General features: G+C 60.8%; 24 protein-coding genes, 1 tRNA gene and 6 pseudogenes. 19 read left to right on the top strand and 12 right to left on the bottom strand.

What is annotated here, in order from left to right; all coding sequences use genetic code 11:
- Positions 1 to 14 precede the first annotated feature (14 nt).
- The 4 genes from CEPID_RS00360 to CEPID_RS00345 are packed head-to-tail and all read right to left on the bottom strand — an operon-like array spanning position 15 to position 2,425.
- Positions 15 to 692, bottom strand: coding sequence for a response regulator (locus CEPID_RS00360; protein WP_047239280.1), 678 nt, complete (start codon positions 690 to 692; stop codon positions 15 to 17).
- Positions 689 to 1,804: a sensor histidine kinase gene (locus CEPID_RS00355; RefSeq protein WP_052843238.1), complete on the bottom strand. Its 1,116-nt coding sequence runs from the start codon at positions 1,802 to 1,804 to the stop codon at positions 689 to 691. Before CEPID_RS00355 ends, CEPID_RS00360 begins: the two co-directional genes overlap by 4 nt.
- 27 nt (positions 1,805 to 1,831) lie before the next feature.
- The gene (locus tag CEPID_RS00350) at positions 1,832 to 2,227 is read right to left on the bottom strand and encodes a hypothetical protein (RefSeq protein ID WP_047239279.1); all 396 of its coding nucleotides are present in this window, start codon (positions 2,225 to 2,227) and stop codon (positions 1,832 to 1,834) included.
- 3 nt (positions 2,228 to 2,230) lie between these two features.
- Complete coding sequence (locus tag CEPID_RS00345) at positions 2,231 to 2,425, bottom strand: hypothetical protein (RefSeq protein ID WP_047241221.1); 195 nt, start codon at positions 2,423 to 2,425, stop codon at positions 2,231 to 2,233.
- Between the two features lie 262 nt (positions 2,426 to 2,687).
- On the opposite strand from CEPID_RS00345, the pseudogene CEPID_RS13680 reads away from it, so the two are divergent.
- The 3 genes and pseudogenes from CEPID_RS13680 (at position 2,688) to CEPID_RS13670 (ending at position 3,950) form a co-directional block, all read left to right on the top strand.
- Positions 2,688 to 3,031, top strand: a pseudogene (locus tag CEPID_RS13680) (transposase).
- A gap of 155 nt (positions 3,032 to 3,186) precedes the next feature.
- On the top strand, positions 3,187 to 3,399 hold the full coding sequence (locus CEPID_RS13675) for an IS3 family transposase (protein WP_330217765.1): 213 nt from the start codon (positions 3,187 to 3,189) through the stop codon (positions 3,397 to 3,399).
- Positions 3,351 to 3,950 (top strand): IS3 family transposase, encoded by a 600-nt coding sequence (locus CEPID_RS13670; protein ID WP_083984304.1) that lies wholly within the window; start codon positions 3,351 to 3,353, stop codon positions 3,948 to 3,950. Before CEPID_RS13675 ends, CEPID_RS13670 begins: the two co-directional genes overlap by 49 nt.
- A gap of 54 nt (positions 3,951 to 4,004) precedes the next feature.
- Here CEPID_RS13670 and CEPID_RS00325 read toward each other — a convergent pair.
- Positions 4,005 to 4,645, bottom strand: a pseudogene (locus tag CEPID_RS00325) (transposase); the annotation flags it as partial.
- A gap of 221 nt (positions 4,646 to 4,866) precedes the next feature.
- Between CEPID_RS00325 and CEPID_RS13505 the strand changes: the two are divergent.
- A complete protein-coding gene (locus tag CEPID_RS13505) occupies positions 4,867 to 5,004 on the top strand; it encodes an exonuclease domain-containing protein (protein WP_236684261.1) in 138 nt (45 codons plus the stop codon).
- Between the two features lie 115 nt (positions 5,005 to 5,119).
- On the opposite strand, the gene CEPID_RS00315 is transcribed toward CEPID_RS13505, so the two are convergent.
- Together CEPID_RS00315 and CEPID_RS00310 are read right to left on the bottom strand one after the other, a co-directional pair.
- Entirely contained in the window at positions 5,120 to 6,601 is a 1,482-nt protein-coding gene (locus tag CEPID_RS00315; protein WP_047239277.1) for a multicopper oxidase family protein, read from the bottom strand.
- A 71-nt stretch (positions 6,602 to 6,672) separates the two neighbouring features.
- Complete coding sequence (locus tag CEPID_RS00310; protein ID WP_047239276.1) at positions 6,673 to 7,248, bottom strand: CueP family metal-binding protein; 576 nt, start codon at positions 7,246 to 7,248, stop codon at positions 6,673 to 6,675.
- 404 nt (positions 7,249 to 7,652) lie between these two features.
- On the opposite strand from CEPID_RS00310, the gene CEPID_RS00305 reads away from it, so the two are divergent.
- From CEPID_RS00305 to CEPID_RS00295, 3 genes are all read left to right on the top strand, one after another.
- Positions 7,653 to 8,375, top strand: coding sequence for a response regulator transcription factor (locus CEPID_RS00305; protein ID WP_086890425.1), 723 nt, complete (start codon positions 7,653 to 7,655; stop codon positions 8,373 to 8,375).
- A complete protein-coding gene (locus CEPID_RS00300) occupies positions 8,372 to 9,499 on the top strand; it encodes a sensor histidine kinase (protein ID WP_047239274.1) in 1,128 nt (375 codons plus the stop codon). Before CEPID_RS00305 ends, CEPID_RS00300 begins: the two co-directional genes overlap by 4 nt.
- Positions 9,500 to 9,613: 114 nt before the next feature.
- A complete protein-coding gene (locus CEPID_RS00295; protein ID WP_047239273.1) occupies positions 9,614 to 9,940 on the top strand; it encodes a heavy-metal-associated domain-containing protein in 327 nt (108 codons plus the stop codon).
- Positions 9,941 to 9,946: 6 nt separating this feature from the next.
- Here CEPID_RS00295 and CEPID_RS13500 read toward each other — a convergent pair whose 3' ends face one another.
- Entirely contained in the window at positions 9,947 to 10,192 is a 246-nt protein-coding gene (locus CEPID_RS13500) for a hypothetical protein (protein ID WP_047239272.1), read from the bottom strand.
- A gap of 9 nt (positions 10,193 to 10,201) precedes the next feature.
- On the opposite strand from CEPID_RS13500, the gene CEPID_RS00285 reads away from it, so the two are divergent.
- From CEPID_RS00285 to CEPID_RS00275, 3 genes and pseudogenes are all read left to right on the top strand, one after another.
- Positions 10,202 to 12,226: a copper-translocating P-type ATPase gene (locus CEPID_RS00285; protein WP_047239271.1), complete on the top strand. Its 2,025-nt coding sequence runs from the start codon at positions 10,202 to 10,204 to the stop codon at positions 12,224 to 12,226.
- Between the two features lie 47 nt (positions 12,227 to 12,273).
- Positions 12,274 to 12,889, top strand: a pseudogene (locus CEPID_RS00280) (YdhK family protein).
- A 227-nt stretch (positions 12,890 to 13,116) separates the two neighbouring features.
- Positions 13,117 to 13,594, top strand: a pseudogene (locus CEPID_RS00275) (IS6 family transposase); the annotation flags it as partial.
- A gap of 221 nt (positions 13,595 to 13,815) precedes the next feature.
- Here the strand turns inward: CEPID_RS00275 and CEPID_RS00270 are convergent.
- Both CEPID_RS00270 and cmtR read right to left on the bottom strand, forming a co-directional pair.
- Positions 13,816 to 14,454, bottom strand: a complete 639-nt coding sequence (locus CEPID_RS00270) for a cadmium resistance transporter (RefSeq protein ID WP_201775204.1) — start codon at positions 14,452 to 14,454, stop codon at positions 13,816 to 13,818.
- On the bottom strand, positions 14,412 to 14,771 hold the full coding sequence (cmtR, locus tag CEPID_RS00265; protein ID WP_047239269.1) for a Cd(II)/Pb(II)-sensing metalloregulatory transcriptional regulator CmtR: 360 nt from the start codon (positions 14,769 to 14,771) through the stop codon (positions 14,412 to 14,414). The genes CEPID_RS00270 and cmtR overlap by 43 nt, the downstream gene beginning before the upstream one ends.
- 350 nt (positions 14,772 to 15,121) lie before the next feature.
- Between cmtR and CEPID_RS00260 the strand changes: the two are divergent.
- From CEPID_RS00260 to CEPID_RS13420, 5 genes and pseudogenes are all read left to right on the top strand, one after another.
- Positions 15,122 to 15,415, top strand: a pseudogene (locus tag CEPID_RS00260) (recombinase family protein); the annotation flags it as partial.
- A 55-nt stretch (positions 15,416 to 15,470) separates the two neighbouring features.
- Positions 15,471 to 15,954, top strand: a pseudogene (locus CEPID_RS00255) (IS6 family transposase); the annotation flags it as partial.
- Between the two features lie 108 nt (positions 15,955 to 16,062).
- Entirely contained in the window at positions 16,063 to 16,452 is a 390-nt protein-coding gene (locus CEPID_RS00250; protein ID WP_047239268.1) for an ArsR/SmtB family transcription factor, read from the top strand.
- A 52-nt stretch (positions 16,453 to 16,504) separates the two neighbouring features.
- On the top strand, positions 16,505 to 17,326 hold the full coding sequence (locus CEPID_RS00245) for a permease (protein ID WP_236684259.1): 822 nt from the start codon (positions 16,505 to 16,507) through the stop codon (positions 17,324 to 17,326).
- Between the two features lie 32 nt (positions 17,327 to 17,358).
- A complete protein-coding gene (locus CEPID_RS13420) occupies positions 17,359 to 17,496 on the top strand; it encodes a hypothetical protein (protein WP_169747264.1) in 138 nt (45 codons plus the stop codon).
- A 122-nt stretch (positions 17,497 to 17,618) separates the two neighbouring features.
- On the opposite strand, the gene CEPID_RS00240 is transcribed toward CEPID_RS13420, so the two are convergent.
- Positions 17,619 to 17,981, bottom strand: a complete 363-nt coding sequence (locus tag CEPID_RS00240) for an arsenate-mycothiol transferase ArsC (protein WP_047239266.1) — start codon at positions 17,979 to 17,981, stop codon at positions 17,619 to 17,621.
- 107 nt (positions 17,982 to 18,088) lie between these two features.
- On the opposite strand from CEPID_RS00240, the gene CEPID_RS13250 reads away from it, so the two are divergent.
- The gene (locus CEPID_RS13250; protein ID WP_158407997.1) at positions 18,089 to 18,250 is read left to right on the top strand and encodes a hypothetical protein; all 162 of its coding nucleotides are present in this window, start codon (positions 18,089 to 18,091) and stop codon (positions 18,248 to 18,250) included.
- Between the two features lie 43 nt (positions 18,251 to 18,293).
- Positions 18,294 to 18,419 (top strand): VOC family protein, encoded by a 126-nt coding sequence (locus tag CEPID_RS13625; protein WP_269080276.1) that lies wholly within the window; start codon positions 18,294 to 18,296, stop codon positions 18,417 to 18,419.
- 325 nt (positions 18,420 to 18,744) lie between these two features.
- Here the strand turns inward: CEPID_RS13625 and CEPID_RS00230 are convergent.
- Positions 18,745 to 18,827: transfer RNA gene (locus CEPID_RS00230), tRNA-Leu, on the bottom strand.
- A gap of 203 nt (positions 18,828 to 19,030) precedes the next feature.
- Between CEPID_RS00230 and CEPID_RS00225 the strand changes: the two genes are divergently transcribed.
- Positions 19,031 to 19,864 carry a DUF3662 and FHA domain-containing protein gene (locus CEPID_RS00225; protein ID WP_047241216.1) on the top strand — a complete coding sequence of 278 codons (834 nt, stop codon included), beginning with the start codon at positions 19,031 to 19,033 and terminating at the stop codon, positions 19,862 to 19,864.
- Between the two features lie 25 nt (positions 19,865 to 19,889).
- Positions 19,890 to 20,351, top strand: a complete 462-nt coding sequence (locus CEPID_RS00220) for an FHA domain-containing protein FhaB/FipA (RefSeq protein ID WP_047239265.1) — start codon at positions 19,890 to 19,892, stop codon at positions 20,349 to 20,351.
- The last annotated feature ends 1 nt before the right edge of the window (position 20,352 follow it).

Genomic DNA, 20,352 nt, shown 5'->3' with positions numbered 1-20,352 from the left:
CCAGGCATGACGGCTCAGGATTCGAGCAGATCTTCCCGAGACACCAGCCCGGCGCGATAGGCAAAGAGGGCGGCATGAACACGATCTCTGGACCCGGTTTTCACCATGACTCTGCCGACGTGGGTCTTCACGGTGGGCATGGAAATGAAGAAGCGCTCGCAGATCTCCCCGTTCGTCCATCCCTTCGCGATGGCAACCAAAATCTCATGCTCCCGATTCGTCAGCTCGCGCAAAGCTTGCTGGTCAGCGGGCGCAATCTGCACGCGATCTTCCTGACGCCCCTGCAATCGAGTAATCACTCGATTGGTCGCCCGCGGAGAAATAACAGCATCCCCCTGGTACACGGTGCGAATCGATTCCAGCAGCACCTCGGGCTCGGCATCCTTGAGGATGAACCCGCTGGCCCCGGCAGCAAGACCACCCAAGACGTACTCTTCATCGTCGAAGGTAGTCAGGATGATCGTTGTGATGTCCGGGGCAATGTCGGCGAGCTGAGATGTGGCTTCGATGCCGTCGAGAAGCGGCATTTGCACGTCCATCACCACGATGTCCACCGGCTGCTGCGCCGCCTTTTCCAGGGCTTCGATGCCGTTGGTTGCGTGCCAGCTCACTTCCATGTCCGGCTGCGAGTTGATTACTTGGCTGATGCCGTGGAGGAACAAGACTTGGTCATCAACGAGTGCGATTTTCATGCGTGGGCTCCTAGTGGGAATGTGGCCAGGACCTGCCAGTTGTTGCCCTGCGGACCTGCTGTGCAGCGGCCGCCGCTGAGTTCGGCGCGCTCTCGCATGCCGTTGACACCGAGCCCAATCCCTTGTGCCCGGTCAAGGCACGGATTCTGAATTTTCATTGTTACCGCATCCGGTTTCCATTCGATTTCGAGCTCGGCTGTACCGGTGCCGTGATTCTTGGCATTCGTCAGCGCCTCCTGCACGATGCGGTACATGGCCAGCGACGTGCTGTCCGAGACCGGCTGTGGCTCGCCAGTCACGCGGTATGACACCGCCAGACCGCTGCGCACCGTCTGCTGCACGAGGCCAGCGATGTCAGTGAGGCCAATGCTTGGCGACGCCGCATGCCCCTCCCCCTCGCGCAAGAAGGTCACCACAGAGCGCATCTGCTGTAGAGATTCGCGCCCCACCTTGGAAATCGAGGCCAACGCTTCCTCTTTCGCCTCCTCACAGCCGGCATAGCGACCCCCATCCGCCTGGGCAACAATCACGGTCAATGAGTGCGTGACCAAGTCATGAATTTCGCGGGCGATGTGGCTACGCTGCGCAATGGCGAGCTTCTCGAATTCTTCCCGTTGAGCTGCAAGCGACTGCTCCAACGCATGCTCTTGTGCTTCAAGTGTGCGCCTGCGCAACTCTCCCATCAGCCCGCACGCCACCAAAAGCGTGACGCTCCAGGTCACATAAATGAACTTTTTGAATACGTCTTCGTCGACTAAACCCGGCGCGAACGCGAAAAGACCAATAATGTCGCCGAGCAGGAATATCACTGTCGCGATTGTCCGCGAAGGGTGCAGCAGATCTCGACGCACAATGTACGCAGCCAACCCGGCCACCAGAATGCACGCGATCGTTATCTCCGTGCGCAACGAGCACACCACGAGTATCCCCACCAAGACGACAAATGTGGGCAATGGCCAGCGCTTTCGCGTCAGTGGCGCTACTAAGAGTGTGATGGTTAGCCACAGGTCCCAGTCCCACACCCCGGAGAATTTAGAGCCCAAGAAGGAGAATGCCACCAAAACACCGGCAGCGATTAGGTCAATAGCCCGAATACCCTTCACTTTTGCCACAGCTCACCTTTTCTCACGTGTGGATGCCTATAAGGCGGTGCTCGTGTTTGTTTTAAGGATTTGTCCGACTCTCCCGTAGGTGATTCCGAGGAGATAAGCGATGTCGCGGTAGTTGTAACCGCTGCTGGCGAGTTGCTGTGCTTGCGTAGCCATGCGAGCTAGTTCTTGGTCTTCGCGCTTGCGAATGTCGGCAAGTTGCTTACGGGTTTCTTGAGCTTGTTGTTCTGCGTTGCCGATGATGTCGAGGTGGATTGTGGCCGTTTCTGGTGAGTCGGTGAGTTCTGGGAAGAGGGTGAGGGCCTCACGGATTTCGTCTTGGATTTGGTCGAGTCTGCGGGCCTGGATGATCAGGCCGGGGTCTTCGTTGAGCTGTGCGATCCACCAGGTTTCCCCGCGTTCGACGGTGGCAGTAAACGTGTCCATGGTTTAGTTCTCCATTCCAATTTGCTTGTAGATCTTGCGGGCCATGAGGTTGTCGATTTCGTTGCGTCTGCCGATGGTGGTGTATTTGTCACCAACCCAGATGCGGGTGTGGTTGCCACCTTCTTTGATGGTGAGGGGCTGACCTGTTTCTTTCGCGTAGCGGGCAATGTTTTTCAGAAGGTCTTTTCTCTTTGTCACCACCGTAGTATAGCGCACTGCACATATTCAAGTGAAGTAGACTATACTAAATCGGGTTATTGGTGGTCTAGGTATTTGTAGAGGGGCATGCGCCCTATTTTGAGCCTGTGAGCAACTTCAGAATCTCCAGCTGGCAGTGTGGCCCTACGACTATATAGCTAGGTGTTGGTGCCCCATTCGATGGGGATGGATCTCTCTATACCCTGGGGTAGGTTTTCGGCTAGTGCGATAGCTTCTTGAAGTGCCCCGGGTTTTGTTCCGTTTGAGTAGATGGGAAAATCTTCGAACATGCCGAGGAAGTTTGATCAGGAGGCGAAGGACCGAGTCGTCCGCTTGGTAGAAGATCGCATTCTGGCGGAGAATATTTCGACGCAGGAAGCATGCAAGATCGTGGCACCCACACTGGGCGTTTCGTGGCACACAGCGAGGCAATGGACGCAGGCCGCTCGACGTGAGGGACGCGTTACTGAACGGTTGCCTGAGGACCTTGTGGCAGAGGTCGCCAAGCTGCGTCGAGAAAATCAAGAGCTGCGGGATACCAACGAGTTGTTGAAGGCCGCTTCGGCTTTTTTCGTGTCGGAACTCGACCCGAAACGTTGGAAATGATCCGGTTTATTGATGAGTATCGGAATCGTTTCTCAGTCGAGTTCATCTGCCAGACGTTAAACATCCACCGTGAAGGCGGCTTCCTTACTTCGCGTGGGTACCGCCAGTCTAAAGCCCGGGGCTTACGCTCCCGCAGTCTTCGCGACGCTGCTCTCGTGGAGCATATTCGCGACGTTCATGCTGAAAATTACGGCGTCTACGGCGTGCGGAAGATGTGGCGCGTGCTGCAACGCCAGGGCATTGACATTGGACGCGAGCAAACAGCCCGGCTGATGCGCAGCGCTGGTCTGTCCGGCAAAGGGCAAAGGCGCAAGCACCAATCACGACGCGTAAGCCTAAGGGCCCGGATCTTCGCCCAGACTTGGTAAATCGTGAGTTTAGGGCTCCTGGCCCTAATCGGCTGTGGGTGGCGGACATTACTTATGTGCGCACCAGGAAAAGGTTCGTGTACACCGCGTTCGTGACCGATGTATTCTCCCGGAGGATTGTCGGGTGGGCGCTGTCGGATTCGATGCGCACCGAAGCCTTGCCGCTGCAGGCACTCAATCAGGCGATCGTGTGCGCCAAGGAAACAACGGGCTTGATTCACCATTCAGCCCACGGCTCACAATATGTGAGCATCGTCTACAACGAGCGCCTGGCTGAGCACGGAATTACTGCGTCTACCGGCACTGTTGGTGATTCCCACGACAATGCTTTAGCTGAGAATGTCAACGGCTCCTACAAGAACGAACTGATCCATAGGCGCTCGTGGGCCGACGTGGTCGACGTGGCAATCGCCACGTTCGAGTGGGTTAACTGGTGGAACGAATCACGGCTCCACCAGAGCTTGGACTACCGCACCCCGGCTGAAGTCGAAGCCGAATTTTGGGAACACCACCCCAGTCGAGAAATAATGGAAATCAAGGCAAATGCCTAGGAACAAAACCCGGGGCACTTCATAACCCAGTCCGGAAAACGGGGAGCAGTTCATCCACGACGCGGTCGATTCAGCTGTAGCTACATGCATACCGAGAAGTTCTCGGTAGCCGTCAGCATTGACACCGGTCGCTAGCAAGACACTCGTTTTGACCACACGGCCACCTTCCCGGACTTTCATCGTCAGCGCATCACACGAGACGAATACGTACAGCCCGGAATCCAAGCGGTCGGGTCCTGAAGTCTTCACCCATCGCGTCTAGATCTTTGGCCATGTCACTGACCTGTGATGTCGACACGTTGGTGATGCCGAGTGTTGCAACGAGGTCGTTCATGCGCCGGGTGGAGACACTCTTGAGATAACAGGTGGCAATCACGGTCGTCAGGGCGCGTTCGACCCTGGTGCGTCGCTCAAGAAGCCAGTCGGGGAAGAAAGAACCATGGCGTAGTTTCGGGATAGCAACATCAATGGTGCCGACTCGGGTGTCCAGTGGCCGGTGACGGTACCCGTTGCGCAGGTTGACGCGGGTATCGCTGGTGGTGCCGTACTCGGCGCCACAGACGGTGTCAGCCTGGGCCGAGAGAATCTGGTTAATGAAGCCCTCGAGCATCTGCCGCAACCAAGTCCGGGCAGGCTTGGGACAGCAATTCGTCGAGATAGGCGGTGGGGCCGATAGAATGAGGGCCAGCGGCCATTGTGGGGCTGGTCCTTTCGAGGAGATGTAAGAGTTGATCCGAAAGGTACCCAAAATGGTCGCCTCATTGTGCACCGGCACAAGGCCTACCGCGGGCTACAGATACACCACGCCAGCGGACGCAACCGGGGCCAGTGTAGTTATCCACAGAAATCCACGTTGGTTGCAGTGTTCGATAGCGTTTAGGCGGGCATGTCGGTATGGGCCTCTAGGCTTAAGGCCATGGGCCTTTTAGAAAACCTCCTCAACCGCTACACCCCGCGCACATCGGGCACGCCGGTCTTTGCGGTCATTGATACCGAAACCACCGGCTTTAACAAGCGCTACGACCACATCATTGAACTTGCTGCCGTGCGCTGACGCATACTTCAAACCCGTCGACTCCTGGCACACACTGCTCAATCCTGACACCAACGCCGTGTCCACTACTCGGGGGACACCCCGCCCACCTCGGCACTCAACCCTGCTGTGTGGGTTACTCGTAGCGAAGCGAGCTGACCATCCCGGTTTCCATGTGATAGGCGTTATGGCAGTGAAATGCCCACTCCCCGGGGTTGTCAGCGATCAGGTCGGCGATCATGGTTTCACCGTGGCGGAGAAGGACGGTGTCCTTGCGTAGTCCGCCGCTGCCGGGCAGCGCCCACGTGTGGCCGTGGATGTGCATGGGATGGGGCATCATAGTCCTGTTGCGCATGACCATCCGCAGGCGCTGGCCCTCCTGCACGGTCGCGGAGGAGGATTGGCCGTCGGTGAGAATGCTCCATTCATACGGCATCATCTGCCCGCCCAGGTCGATGCTGACTTCTCGGTCTGGTGTGCCCTCGGGCAGGAGTGCACGGTCTGCTGGCTTCAGGGAAGACAGAAGCAGTCCGGTGGACGACAACTCGGGGAAGTCGACATCGGGGTGGGGGGCCTGGCCGCCGGCGGTGCGGATGACGGCGAAGGCGCGGTCGTCCTTACCCACCGCCAAAGCCGTGAGCGGGAAGATGCCGTCGCCGAGGATGACCTCGACGTCGACACGCTCGCCCATCGACAGGTAGATCGATTCGGTCTCCCGGGGCTGGACAGGGAAGCCATCGGTGTGGGTGACGGTCATGCGGTGACCACCGAGGGCCACCTTGAAGATGGTGTCACCGCCGGAGTTGATAAACCGCAGGCGGGCCTTGTCGCCCGGGCGAGCCTCGAAGGTCCGGTGAGCACGGGGGATACGTCCGTTGATGAGGTAGTGCGGATACATCACATCGCCGACATCCCCGCCCAGTACCCGGTCCGGGGTGCCGTGCATCATCTGGCCGTGACCTCCCATTCCCATCCTCCCGTGATGGTCGCCCGAACCCATTCCGGTGAGCTTGTCGAGCTCATCGTCGGGAGTGCCCTGAATGCCATCGACCCAGTCGTCGAGCACGATGGTCCACTCGACGTCCTGGTCCTCAGCGTCTTGCGGGTCGCGGATGATCAGTGGGGCGTGGAGGCCGCGATCAAGCTGCAGGCCGGTGTGGGAATGGTAAAAGTAGGTGCCACCGTGGGGGACTTCAAAAACATAGGAGAAAGACTCGCCAGGTTCAATGGGGTCCTGGGTCATGCCGGGCACACCGTCGGCTGCGTTGTGGAGTGCGATGCCATGCCAGTGGATGGAGGTGCTCTCAGGCAGTTCATTGGTGATATCGACCTGGAGGACGTCGCCGGCGGTGGCCTCAATGGCCGCATCCCCGGTGTCAGAGACGTATCCCCACGTCTTGGCTTCGATGCCGCCGATATCCAGAGAGAGAGGCCGGGCGGTTAGTGTCCGGCGCACCGTCGGCTCACCGAGCGCAGTGGGGGTGGGAGTGCGGCGAAGGGAGGGACCTGGTGCCGAGGCAGCGGGTCCAGGGTCGCTGGTGCAGGCGGCCACGGCCCCGGTGCCGGCGAGGACGAGCCCGCCGAGCAGAAACTGTCGTCGGGAAAACGCGTTCATCATGATTTAACCTTCCTTGGTGCTAGATTTCAGTGACACGGGAGACAGGCGCAGGTGAGGACCCTGCTGAGCCATCACGTCAGGCGCAGGTCTGTGACACAGGTGGCACCGTCGTCGGTGGTGGAAAACTCCGTGGTGCCGGTACGCCCCTGGTAGCTGACCTCAATCAGACCGGTGACATCATCGGGAAGCCAGAAGCCAATAAACCCGTTGTCGAAGGTGGTTGTCGCCTCGTCCACCAGCACCTCACCGGTCGCCTCATCGGTGATCGTGACCTGGATATCCTCATTGTCGAGTTCCCCCAGGCAGGTCGTGAGGCTGTGGTAGAAGCAGTCGTGGGTGGAGGTGAGATAGGGTGCGATCGAGACATACGTCTGATTGTCGGGAAGATCGACCACGACTTCCTGGTCATCGCTCGAGAGCAGCAGTTCATCGGCACGCACGGAGGCGATCAGATCCGTGGGACGCTCAGTGACCTTCTGCCGGTCGAGGTGATCAATGATCTCCACCGCGTCCATGGCGGCCAGGCCATGGGTAGTCAGGAATGTATCCTGAGACACCGTCCCGTCGGCGGTGGGTTCCGGGTCGGTGGCCGAACACCCCGTGAGGGCGAGGGCAAGGGCGGCGGCTGCGATCGCTGCTCGTTTCACGTCAATCTCCTTGGATCGTGGTAAGACGGTGAGAAGACACCGCCTCAAGGTCGATGCCATACCTTTATCTAACACGGGTGCCTGAGGCTCAGAAATTAAAAACCCTGCTCACAGCCTTATCACAGGGCGAAAAGGGGGGTGAATTCGGTGGGCTGGGTCACCACCGGGACACCGCCCCACAGCCGTGGGCGATGCCCTTCTACCCGCCCCGGGTATGCGGTGCAGACAGTGAAATCCCTGGTGGCGCTTGCCGAGCTGACCAGGGGAGGCGATGCCGCCGGCCCGGGGTGGGGCACAGGGGTGACGGCAGTCGAAGGGTGATGTTTGAAGATTTGATGAAGATTTCCCCGCCGGGCACTGAGCGAGGGTGGTATTCCCCCCTGGCCGGAGCGATACTAGGGGCTATGGCTGACCGCACACCGACCACCGCCACGCCCCCGGGGCGGGTGCTGGTCGTCGATGATGAACAACCCCTGGCTCAGATGGTGGCCTCCTACCTCATCCGAGCCGGCTTCGATACCCGCCAGGCGCACACCGGCACCCAGGCCGTGGACGAGGCCCGTCGCTTTTCCCCCGATGTTGTGGTGCTGGATCTGGGGCTGCCCGAACTCGACGGCCTGGAGGTGTGCCGACGGATCCGCACCTTCTCGGACTGCTACATCCTCATGCTCACCGCGCGTGGCAGCGAGGACGACAAGATCAGCGGTTTGACCTTGGGGGCGGATGACTACATCACCAAACCTTTTAGCATCCGGGAACTGGTGACCCGGGTGTATGCGGTGCTGCGCCGCCCGCGCACCAGCACCACCCCACCGCAGGTGACCACTCCCTTGATCGTTGGTGACCTCATCCTTGACCCCGTCGCCCATCAGGTGCGGGTGGGGGAGACGACCGTGGAGCTCACCCGCACGGAGTTCGAGCTGCTGGTTGCCCTGGCCCTGCGCCCCGGCCAGGTGCTGACCCGCCACGACCTGGTCTCCGAGGTCTGGGACACCACCTGGGTCGGTGATGAACGCATCGTCGATGTCCACATCGGCAACTTGCGTCGCAAGCTCGGCACCGACACCCGGGGCCGGGGGTTTATCGACACCGTGCGTGGCGTGGGCTACCGGGTGGGGCAGCCATGAATCACGGACCCGGCCTGACCTTCCGCTTTCTGGTCGCCCAGGTGTTGGTCGTGGTGATTAGCCTGCTGGTGGCCGCGGCCGTGGCCACGATGGTGGGTCCGACCCTGTTCCATGATCATATGTTGATGACCGGCCGGGAGGACCCCTCGCTGGAGCTGTTCCATGCCGAGCAGGCCTACCGAGGCGCCAACCTGATCACCCTGGCCGTCGCCCTGCCCACCGCCTTGATCAGCGCCCTGCTGGCCAGCCTGTGGTTATCGCGTCGTCTGCGCACCCCCCTGCAGGATCTCACCCGCGCCGCTACCAGCCTGACGGCCGGCGACTACCGTATCCGCGTGCCCGCCGGAGAAGCAGGCCCCGAGGTCACCACCTTGGCGCATGCCTTCAACACCATGGCCGACCGGCTGGAACACACCGAACAGGTCCGCCGCCAGATGCTCTCTGATCTGGCCCACGAAATGGGCACCCCCTTATCGGTGCTCACGGTCTACCTCGATGGTCTCCAGGACGGGGTCGTGGACTGGAATAATGCCACCCACACGATCATGGCTGACCAGCTCACCCGCCTGACCCGGTTGATGGAAGACATCGACGATGTCTCCCGGGCCCAGGAACACCGGATCGATTTGGACCTGGCGGAGGAAGGGCTCGGGGATCTGCTCCATACCGCCGCTGCTGCTGCGGGGGAAGCTTATGCTGACAAAGGCGTCGATTTACAGGTCGAGACCATTACGGACACCGCCCAAGTGCTCGTGGACCGGCAACGCTTCGGCCAGGTGATGAGCAATCTCCTGTCGAACGCGCTACGGCACACCCCAGCCGGCGGGCAGGTCCGGATCAGCGTCCACCGACAGGGGTCGTCCACCGCGCTCATCCACGTCGCCGATGACGGCGAGGGCATCCCACCTGACCAGCTCGGACACATCTTCGAACGCTTCTACCGGGGGGATGCCGCCCGCAGCCGGGACGACGGCGGGGCCGGTATCGGTCTGACCATCTCCAAGGCATTGATCGAGGCCCACGGCGGCACTCTCACCGCCACCTCCCCCGGACCCGGTCGCGGAGCGGTGTTTGCCCTCCGCCTCCCGCTGTCCTCTCCCGACAGTGAGGGGGCTGCTCGGTGACCACACCCTGCCCCGCGTGAGGGCCGTGCCCTCCACCCATTGAAAATATACCCCGGGGGGGTATATGCTAGAGAGTAGCATCGCCGCATCCCACCGACCCGTAGGAGCTTTCCCATGATCACCTCCCCGCCCCGTCTCTTGCCGATGGTCTCCCACGGCTGCAGCTGTTGCGGACCTGCCTCACGTGCCGACACCGCCTCCATCCCTGCCGCCAGCGACTCGTCAGCAGGAGGGTCCTCCCCTAGCTACCAGGTCACCGGCCTGACCTGCGGGCACTGCGCGAAAAGCGTGGCCCAGGCCCTTCAGGCCCTCCCCCAGGTTGACGAGGTCCAGATTGATCTCGCTGCTGGTGGTGTTTCCACCGTCACGGTCACCGGTGTCGTACCTCCGGAGATGGTTCGCCGGGCCATCGAGGAGGCCGGCTACACCGTCTTATCCTGATCAGTTCTACCCATCATCTCGACCCCGACCGAGTTGAGCGAAAGGAACGTCATGAGCACTCCCCATCATTCCGGCGATCACCATAGTGATCACCCCGCTCCGGAAACAGACCACACCCACCACCCGGATCATGCCAGCCACGAACACCACGCGGATGCCGACACCCACGGCCAGGCGATGCCCCACGATCACCCGCACTCCGCCCTGGACGAAGACCACCACGTTCATGGTCACGGCGAACACGCCGGACACAGCACCGCAATGTTTCGGGGCCGCTTCTGGTGGTCGCTGATTCTGTCCATTCCCGTCGTTATTTTCAGCCCCATGGTCGCCCACCTGCTCGGCTACCATCTCCCGGCATTCCCTGGATCCACCTGGATCCCCCCGGTGCTGGGCACGATCATCTTCGTCTACGGCGGAACGCCTTTCCTTAAGGGCGGATGGAAAGAACTGAAATCCCGCCAACCCGGGATGATGCTCCTGATCGCCATGGCCATCACCGTAGCGTTTGTCGCCTCCTGGGTCACCACTCTGGGGCTGGGCGGTTTTGACCTGGACTTCTGGTGGGAGCTGGCCCTGCTGGTGACCATCATGCTGCTGGGCCACTGGCTGGAGATGCGCGCTCTCGGGGCCGCGTCCTCCGCGCTTGACGCACTGGCTGCCCTGCTGCCGGATGAGGCCGAGAAAGTCATCGACGGGACCACCCGCACCGTGGCCATCTCCAAGCTGGTCGTCGACGACGTCGTGCTGGTGAGGGCCGGTGCCCGGGTGCCGGCCGACGGAACCATCCTCGACGGAGCCGCCGAATTCGATGAGGCGATGATCACTGGCGAATCCCGTCCCGTCTTCCGCGACACCGGTGACAAGGTGGTCGCCGGTACCGTGGCCACCGACAACACCGTCCGCATCCGGGTGGAGGCTACCGGCGGGGACACCGCCCTGGCCGGGATCCAACGCATGGTTGCCGACGCCCAGGAGTCCTCCTCCCGGGCCCAGGCCCTGGCGGATCGGGCGGCAGCGTTATTGTTCTGGTTCGCGCTGATCTCCGCTCTGATCACCGCGGTGGTGTGGACCATCATCGGCAGCCCGGACGATGCCGTGGTGCGCACGGTCACGGTGCTGGTCATCGCCTGCCCGCACGCCCTGGGCCTGGCGATTCCGCTGGTCATTGCGATCTCCAGCGAGCGGGCCGCGAAATCCGGGGTGCTCATCAAGGACCGGATGGCGCTCGAGCGGATGCGCACCATCGACGTGGTGCTCTTCGACAAAACCGGCACCTTGACCGAGGGTGCGCACGCGGTCACCGGTGTCGCCCCGGTGCCCGGTACTTCGGAAGGGCACCTGCTGGCCCTGGCCGCCGCCGCGGAGGCCGATAGTGAACACCCCGTGGCCCGCGCGATCGTGGCTGCCGCGGCCGCACACCCGGAGGCCTCACGCCGCCCACTGCGCGCAACCGGTTTCACCGCCGCCTCCGGCCGCGGGATCCGGGCCACTGTCGATGGCACCCAAATCCTCGTGGGTGGGCCGAACATGCTGCGCGAGTTCAACCTCACCACCCCGGCCGAGCTCACCGACACCACCAGCGCCTGGACCGGGCGTGGGGCCGGCGTGCTCCATATTGTCCGCGACGGTCAGATCATCGGTGCCGTGGCCGTCGAGGACAAGATCCGCCCCGAATCCCGCGCCGCCGTGAAAGCCCTGCAGGATCGCGGGGTGAAGGTCGCGATGATCACCGGTGACGCGCAGCAGGTGGCCCAGGCAGTGGGCAAGGACCTGGGGATCGATGAGGTCTTCGCCGAGGTCCTGCCCCAGGACAAGGACACCAAGGTCACCCAGTTGCAGGAGCGTGGCCTGAGCGTGGCCATGGTCGGTGACGGTGTCAATGATGCCCCCGCTCTGACCCGCGCGGAGGTCGGTATCGCCATCGGTGCCGGCACGGATGTGGCCATGGAATCTGCCGGGGTGGTCCTAGCCAGTGATGACCCGCGGGCAGTGCTGTCGATGATCGAGCTGTCCCATGCCAGCTACCGCAAGATGATCCAGAACCTGATCTGGGCCTCTGGCTACAACATCCTCGCCGTGCCGCTGGCCGCCGGAGTGCTCGCCTCGATCGGGTTCGTGCTGTCCCCGGCCGTGGGCGCGATCTTGATGTCTGCCTCGACCATCGTGGTGGCCCTGAACGCCCAGCTGTTGCGCCGCATTGGTCTGGAGCCGGCTCACCTGGCTCCGACCGACGGGAAGGAGGAACACAGTGGGTCGATATCCCCCGTAACCGTTACTGACTGACCTTGTCTCTCGACCCCTAACTCACACCACCTTTGAAAGGAACGCTCATGAAACGCAACATTACCCTCGCCGCCTTGGTACTGACCTCCACCCTGGCGCTGACCGCCTGCAGCGACGCCACCGACAACTCCGACGATGCCGACACCACCAGCACCACGACGGCAAGCGCAGAGACCAACGAGACCCACCAGGAAGACACCACCACTGCCGACGAAGGTCACGGCGGGCACGACCACCCTGCCGACGGCGGGGCACCGCCGGCAGGCATTGAAGAGGCCGAGAATCCCACGTACCCGGTGGGCACCGAGGTCATCCTCACCGCTGACCACATGCCCGGCATGGACGGGGCCACCGCCACCATTTCCGGGGCGTTTGACACCACGACCTATTCGGTCAGCTACACCCCCACCGAGGGTGGGGCCCCGGTTACCGACCACCGCTGGGTCGTCCATGAGGAGCTGGTCGATCCGGGTCAGGCCCCCCCTGCCTGACGGGGCGAGCGTTGTCCTGGATGCCGAGCACATGTCCGGCATGAAGGGTGCTGAGGCCACCATCGATTACTCCACCGAGGAGACGGTCTACATGGTTGATCTCACCGTCGACGGGATGACGATGACCAACCACAAGTGGGTCACCGAGAGCGAGATCCAACCCGCCGAATAGTCCACCCACCCTGAACCGCGAGACCAGACAAGGCACCCGCTCCAGAGTCGGTCATCAATCGCTACCGACCATGCCACAGCACACCAGCCACACACGGAACCTGCACGCCCACAGGGCCCACGCTGAGGTAGACCTTCTGTGTCACTGCTTCTCTTAGTCAGGGGAAATATGCCCTGGAATGACCCTGGTGACAGGAGTTCATTCCAGGGCTTTGTCTCTGCCCACCGGCCAGTTCCTGGCGGGTGGATGAGACCTATATCCGGGTCGGCGGCAGGTGGTGCTACCTCTATCGGGCGATCACCGCCGGTGGCCAGACCCTGGACCTTTTACCTCTCCCCGAAGCAGAACGTGGCCGCAGCGAAACGTTTCCTGGCCAAGGCCCTCAGATCCAATGCGCCAGCCAGGTATCCCAGAGTGATCAACACCGATAAAGCACCCTCCCTAGCCAGGGCAATCGCCGAGTTGAAGTCAGAGGGAATCTGCCCGCCAACAGTGGAACACCGGCAGGTGAAATACCTCAACAACATCCTGGAAGGCGACCATGGTCGGCTGAAGCGGACCCTCGGGCCGAAAGACGCGTTTAAGAACCGGACATCTGCATATCGGACGTTGAAAGGGATGGAGGCGATGCACTCATTGCGGAAAGGGCAAGGCACGATGTTTGCCTACGGGCAACCGAACCCGGACGCGGTGATCGTCAACTGAGTCTTCGAGACGGCCTAACAACGCCCACACGCAGCGGCCATCAGGGAATGAGAAACTGAGTCTTCGCTGCTCTCCGCCCAACTTTGCAACAGCACCATTCCAAGAACGATTCAAGGGCCTGGCACCGATGCAGTATCGGAACCAGGCCCTCGCAAAGACCCTAACCATTTAGAATTAACCCAGTCCAGAAAATGGGGGTCAGTTCACTCGGCATGGGCCTATTAGAGGCCGAAGGCGCCGCCGCTGACGAGGATGAAGATGCCCAGGCCGATCAGGACGATCGGGAACAGCACGTGCTCCCAGCGCTCAAGGACTTCTGCGATGGGCGGGCGGGTGGCCACGAACTTTGCCAGCAGGACCAGGCCTGCCACCAGGACGAGGAAAACGATGCAGTAGATGATGACGTCGGCAGTGTCCACGTTGAGGAAGACCGGAACGTAGACGCCGATATTGTCGCCACCGTTGGCAAACGTCACACCGGCGACGGTCAGCACACCCACCTTTTTCCCGGCGATCTTCGCATCATCATCGTCGTCATCATCGCTTCGCCAGGCCTGCCAGGCCGCCCATAGTCCCAGGGCCAGGGGAATTAGTCCGAAGTACGGGATCGCCTCAGCAGGTAGGAATGCTCCTGCCCCCAGCATGACCAGGACTGCGGCCGCGAGGATGCCCATGAAGCCGAGGTACTGACCAGCCAGAATCCGAAGCGTGGTCCCTTTTTGCCCCGCCCCGCGGGCAAAAAACAGCGAGAGCACGATGATGTCGTCGATATTGGTGGCGATAAACAGACCAATCGCCGACAGTAGACCGGTTACCACTACGCACTCTCCTGTCCAGTGACACACCCAGGTACGGCGCATCCGGCGTCGATGCATTCGGCGTTGTCATCGACGGCCAGGGTGATATCCAGCAACGCGTTCAACGCCTGCGCCAGATGAGCATCAACGAGCTCGTAGCGGGTCTGTCGCCCCTGCGGTTCGGCGACAACAATTCCGCAGTCCCTCAGGCAAGCGAGATGGTTCGACACGTTCGAGCGCGTCAGTTCCAGATCCTGGGCGAGAGCGGCCGGGTAGGCCGGCCCCTCCAGCAGCGTCAGGAGAATGCGGGAACGAGTCGGATCCGCCATGGCCCGACCCAACCGGTTCATCACGTCTAGACGAGAAGCAATAGTCAGCATGTGCTGAACTATACAGCTATTACTGAACTAACTTCAACATGGGGTGGCGTCGTTGCCAGAGATCGTCTGCACCTTCAGGCTGAGGCCTTCACTGCGCAGGAAGGAAGCTGCTGCCTAGTTGGCGGTGTTCCCGACGTGATTTAAAGGTGAGGGCTATTGCCGGCAGCTTCCGGCCCAGGCCAGTGGCGGCCCACGTACCAATCAAGGTGTCCCACTTCAAAGGAAGTGAGACGCCCTTAAGGAAACCAATTGAAAATACATAGTCCCAGGAGAGGACTGTTCCACAAGCTATTCCAACGAATTGACTCGCGAAACCTGCTGCAGAATAGACTTCCGGCACGCTGTGGGTCATGGATATTGGTTACGCCCGGGTTTCCACCGCAAAACAAGACCCCGACCGTCAGATCGACGCGCTCCGCAAAGAAGGTGTTGCGGATAAATACATCTACGTCGACAAGAAATCCGGATCCACCACGAATCGGCCCGGACTCCAGCAAGCCCGCGCGGGAGATGTCATCGTCGTCCACACCCTCGACCGGCTGGGCCGCACCGTCCGTGACACACTCAACCTGATCCATGACCTTCAGGAGCGTGAGGTCGGGGTGCGCACCTTGGATGATCCCATCAAGGTCGATTCCTCGAATCAGTGCTGTTGCAAAGTTGGGGCAGTAGGAAGATCGACGTGAAACAATCACAGCCATGGATATCTTCTCGGGTCGCCATTTCCCCGTGACATCATTCTGTGAGCAGTGCGGTGGTACTGCCGCTACGGGGTGCGCTACCGCGATCTGGAGGAAATGATGACTTCAGCGGGGCGTGCCAGTCGATCACACCACGATCTACCACTGGGCCCAGAAATACGCCCCTGAGCTGGACAAGCAAACACGGTGGTACCGACAGGTACCCGACTGGCAGGCCAGTTCCTGGCGGGTGGATGAGACCTATATCCGGGTCGGCGGCAGGTGGTGCTACCTCTATCGGGCGATCACCGCCGGTGGCCAGACCCTGGACCTTTTACCTCTCCCCGAAGCAGAACGTGGCCGCAGCGAAGCGTTTCCTGGCCAAGACCCTGAGGTCGAACACGATAACCGGGTTCCCGCGGGTGATCAACACCGATAAAGCACCCTCCCTAGCCAGGGCAATCGCCGAGTTGAAGTCAGAGGGAATCTGCCCGCCAACAGTGGTCTCACTTCCTTAGAAGTGCGACACTCGGAAAAGGCCGGAAGGGGCCCCTTTTCCGACGTTTAAACTATCGCTTGAAATACAAGTCGCCGCTTGTTAATATCGGAGTATGCTTACAGAGATTTCCTTATCCATCCCCGCGTCGGATCTCAGTCCCGCCGAGCGAGCCCAGTTACTCGTACCCACACTGGCCGCGCTGTCGGATGAAAACCGGTTGACAATCCTGCTCACCTTGGCGGAGACGTCGATGACCAACCGCCAGCTCCATGAGGCCACCGGGATGAGTCAGGCGTTGGTCAGCCATCATCTGGCTGCCCTGCGCAAGGCCGGACTGGTGGACTCGGAGCCGAGGGGTCGTGCCACGCTGAATTCGGTGTGTTGTGCTCAGCTGGCTGATCCGGTGCGCTGGCTGGCGCACCTGGCGACGTTGACGCCGGAGGGACAACGCGCCTGCTGCACGGACACCTCCCTGAGAAACGAGGTCGTTGATGCTGATTAGCGCGCTCGGCACGTTCACTGTCCTCCTGGTCGAACTGCTCCTGCTGTTTCTGGTGATCTCCTATGCGGTCGCGTTGATCAACCGGCGCTTCGGCCCGGAGCGGTTGCAGAGCTGGATGGCTGGTGGAGCGGTTCCCGGTCAGGTCAAGGGACTGGCGTTGGGGGCGATCACTCCGTTTTGTTCCTGTTCGACGATCCCGATGTTTGTCAGCATGCTCAAAGCCGGGGTGGCCTTTCGTACCACCGTGACCTACCTGATCGCTTCGCCGCTGCTCAACCCGGTTATCGTCGGCGGGATCTGGCTGATCTTTACCTGGCAGGTCGCGATCAGCTACGCGGTGATCATGGTGCTGCTAGCGTTGGGAGCACCCTGGGCCTGGACCGCGCTGGGCATGGAAGACCAGCTGCGCAAGGTCAAGGTCAAGGGCGGGCCCCAGCTGGACGGGACCCCGTGGCGTGGGATCAAACAAGAAACCCCGGCAGCTATCCGTCAGGCATGGGACGATCTTCGCCCCATGCTCCTTCCGATGATCATCGGCGTGGCCATCGGTGCATTCATCTACGGGGTCGTGCCCGAAGACGGCCTGGGATTTATGGCCGGTGGAAACGTCTGGTGGCTGATTCCACTGGCTGCGGTGATCGGTATCCCGCTGTATGTCCGACTCGAGACGATGCTGCCGGTCGCCCTGGCTTTATCGGGTGCCGGGGTGGCCATCGGCCCGATCTTCGCGATGATGATCGGCGGGGCGGGGGCCTCTCCGCCGGAGGTCTCCATGTTGGCGGCGGTGTTCAAACCGAAACTGTTGGCCACCTTCGTGATCACCATTCTGCTGGCGGCCATGCTGGCCGGCTACGCGATGACGATCATCCTCTAAACCACGTACCCCTACCGAAAGGACACACTCTCATGGGTTTCAAGGACCTGTTTACCAAGAAAAACTCCACCTCCGACTGCTGCGGGGTCGAGATCGTCGCCGACGACAACACCGACACCACTGAGACCACCAGTGACCAGGAGGAGCAGCACCCGCAGGCTACGTCCTAACCCGACACATCCCGGTCTCTACCAGCGTGTCTGGCCCTCGGACGAGGAGCTGACAGCCGGTGCAGACACCAACGACCCCGCGCGAATTCGCGCGGGGTCGTTGGTGGTGTCAGGTGGGGCGGTCAGTTCTCGAGCAGCTCGGCGATGAGCCGGCGCACCCGGGCGTCGATGTCGTCACGGACCAGACGCATGCGCTCCAGGCCCTCGATGCCACGCTGGGACGGCTCGTCAGTCACCCACCGCTCGCACGTACCGCGGGCACCGTCGGGTAGCTCCAGCTGGGCATCACCTCCCAGGATGATCACGCGGTCGACCTCGTGCAACAGTTGTGGATCTACACCCTTAGGGTGGCCTGCGGACATGTCGGCACCGGCCTCGGCGATAACCTCGACGGACTGGGGGTTGAGCTTCGTGCCGGGTGTCGTGCCGGCGGAGTGGATCTCGATCCGGTCACCGGCGTGCTTAGCGGCTAGGGCTGCGGCCATCTGTGCCAACGCCTTCTGACTCTGACAGTAATTCTAAAACTGTTTTTTGAGGTGTACTCCATCGTTTAGTAGTAGTGGTGTCCTCTACTATGGGCGATTGCTTTTAAGTGCTGGGCGCAGGAACAACAATTCTGGAAAAGCTAGTTTTGGATCTTTCCTTGGCGAAGCTGATCGAAGACGCTACCGGCGTAATCCTCGTCGAGGGTGAAACTGTTATCGGTTTCTTTGAGAACCCCTTCTTTGACTCGACGATCCCACCACATGATTAAGGATGCGAGCGTGTAGCCGAGTTCGTATTTCTGACCAGGAACTGTGAATGAGCAGCACCAATCAAAAGAAGTCCAAATTGTGCAGCTACCCTACGATGACGTCTTCGGCCGCACCTTCGTAGTTGCCGATCCTGATGGAAACCTTATCCGCGTCGGCCTAGTCGAGTAATTCTTAAATCGGGATCCAACAACTAGGAAATCCTCCAACACCCCAAGGAAAACATCTCAGTTGGAGGAGAAAACATCTCAGTTGGAGGATTCCAATTGCCCCGCAGCGGGAGCTAAAGCCAGGACGTCAGATCAAGACAACAAGCAAAATGACTTATTGACACCATCGAAAACAAGAGTTCGACAGGCGAGAGCGGGAGTTAGGATGTAAATCCCCACACTTGCAATCCTCGACCGCTAAAGTTCAGAAAAATAAAGAAACCGGAGGTCACTCCCTCTTTCGAGTTTGTGATCTCCGGCCCTTGCGGTTCGTGAACCGCTCATTGTGGGCGAAGGGGGACTTGAACCCCCACGTCCTTACGGACACTGGCACCTGAAGCCAGCGCGTCTGCCATTCCGCCACTCGCCCGAGTAGCAGCAAACAATGTTTGCGACTCACCTAATTTAGCACGCACGCCGATCCTTAGCACAAATCCGCAGGCCAGAAGCCGCTTTTTAGGACTTTGTGCAGCGAATTCAGGGAAGTAAATGGGGGCAAATGGGAACTCGCACCTATACTAGACACGTTAAACCATAGGTAAACGGAAAGGAGGGTGAGTAATCGTGGGTGTGATGGATCGGATCGCCAAGCTAGATTCTGCAATGCAGCGCGGGTTGGATAACGGCCTGGCCCGGGTTTTCGGTGGGAAGGTTGTTCCTGCGGAAATTGAGGAGCTACTCAAACAGGAAATTTCTGACAACATGGTCCGCACCTACGAGGGCTATGTCGAAGCTCCCAACGTGTTCCATGTGCACGTCAGTGAAAAGGACTTCGCCAACCTCACCCAGAACTATCCGAATCTGCCGTTGGAATTCGCAGACCAGATGGCTCGTCACCTGCGGAATCAAGGATGGATGAGCGCCGGTCCGACAGTTGTCGCGATAACACAGTCGGACTCGCTGCGCGTAGGTCAGCTGCAGGCAGTGTCCTCGGTTGATCCCCAACCGGGGCAGGTTTCCGAGTACGTGGGCGCCGCCCCAGCCGCCCCAGCCGCCCCAGCCGCCCCAGCCGCCCCAGCAACACAATCCCCAGCTCAAGCCCAGCAGGTCCAGCAACAGGAAGACTCTCCCGTCATGCAGTACTCGCCAGAACCGGCCGTCGATAAGCAGTCGCACAAGCACATCAACCTGCTGCTGCAGGACGGCTCGAGCCGGACCTATGCGGTGAAGGAGGGCTCGAACATCATTGGGCGCAGCTCGGAGGCTGATTTGCGTCTGCCGGATACCGGGGTGAGTCGCGAGCATGCGGAGATCACGTGGGATGGCGAGGATGCTGTGCTGGTGGATTTGCAGTCCACAAATGGCACTACCGTTAATGACATCCCAGTGGAGAACTGGATGCTTGCTGATGGCGACATCATTAACCTGGGTCATTCAACAATCGAAGTTCGCATTACTCACAGCTAGCACTCACCAGAAGGAAGGCCACCCCATGATCTTGTTAGCGTTTCGCATCGGCCTGCTCGTGCTGCTGTGGTTCTTCATCTTCATGGCGTTTCGCGCGCTGCGTCGCGACACCGCCGCCGTCGCCGGGCCCGCAGCATCCGCGCCTCGGGCCGCCATCCCCCGCGCTCATCCAGGGAAATCCCGCGGCAAGGGCGCGCCAAGGATCATCAAGATTGTGGACGGGCCGCTCACCGGGTCCCACATGGACATCTCGACCCTGCAGGAATTCACCCTCGGGCGCAGCCAAGATGCCGAATTCGTACTCGGTGACGACTACGCTTCGGGCCGCCACGCCCGCATCACCCGGCGCGGCAACGACTGGTTCGTCGAAGATCTCGATTCGCGCAACGGCACCTACGTGAACCAGACCCGCATCGACCAGCCCGAACGCATCACGCTAGACAGCGATATCACTATCGGCCGCACCACGGTCAGGTTGGAGCCATAAC

This window comes from Corynebacterium epidermidicanis (genome assembly GCF_001021025.1).
In the GTDB taxonomy this organism is placed as follows: Bacteria; Actinomycetota; Actinomycetes; order Mycobacteriales; family Mycobacteriaceae; genus Corynebacterium; species Corynebacterium epidermidicanis.
The sequence above is the reverse complement of the archived record's forward strand: the minus strand, read 5'-3'. Positions and strand labels throughout refer to the sequence as shown.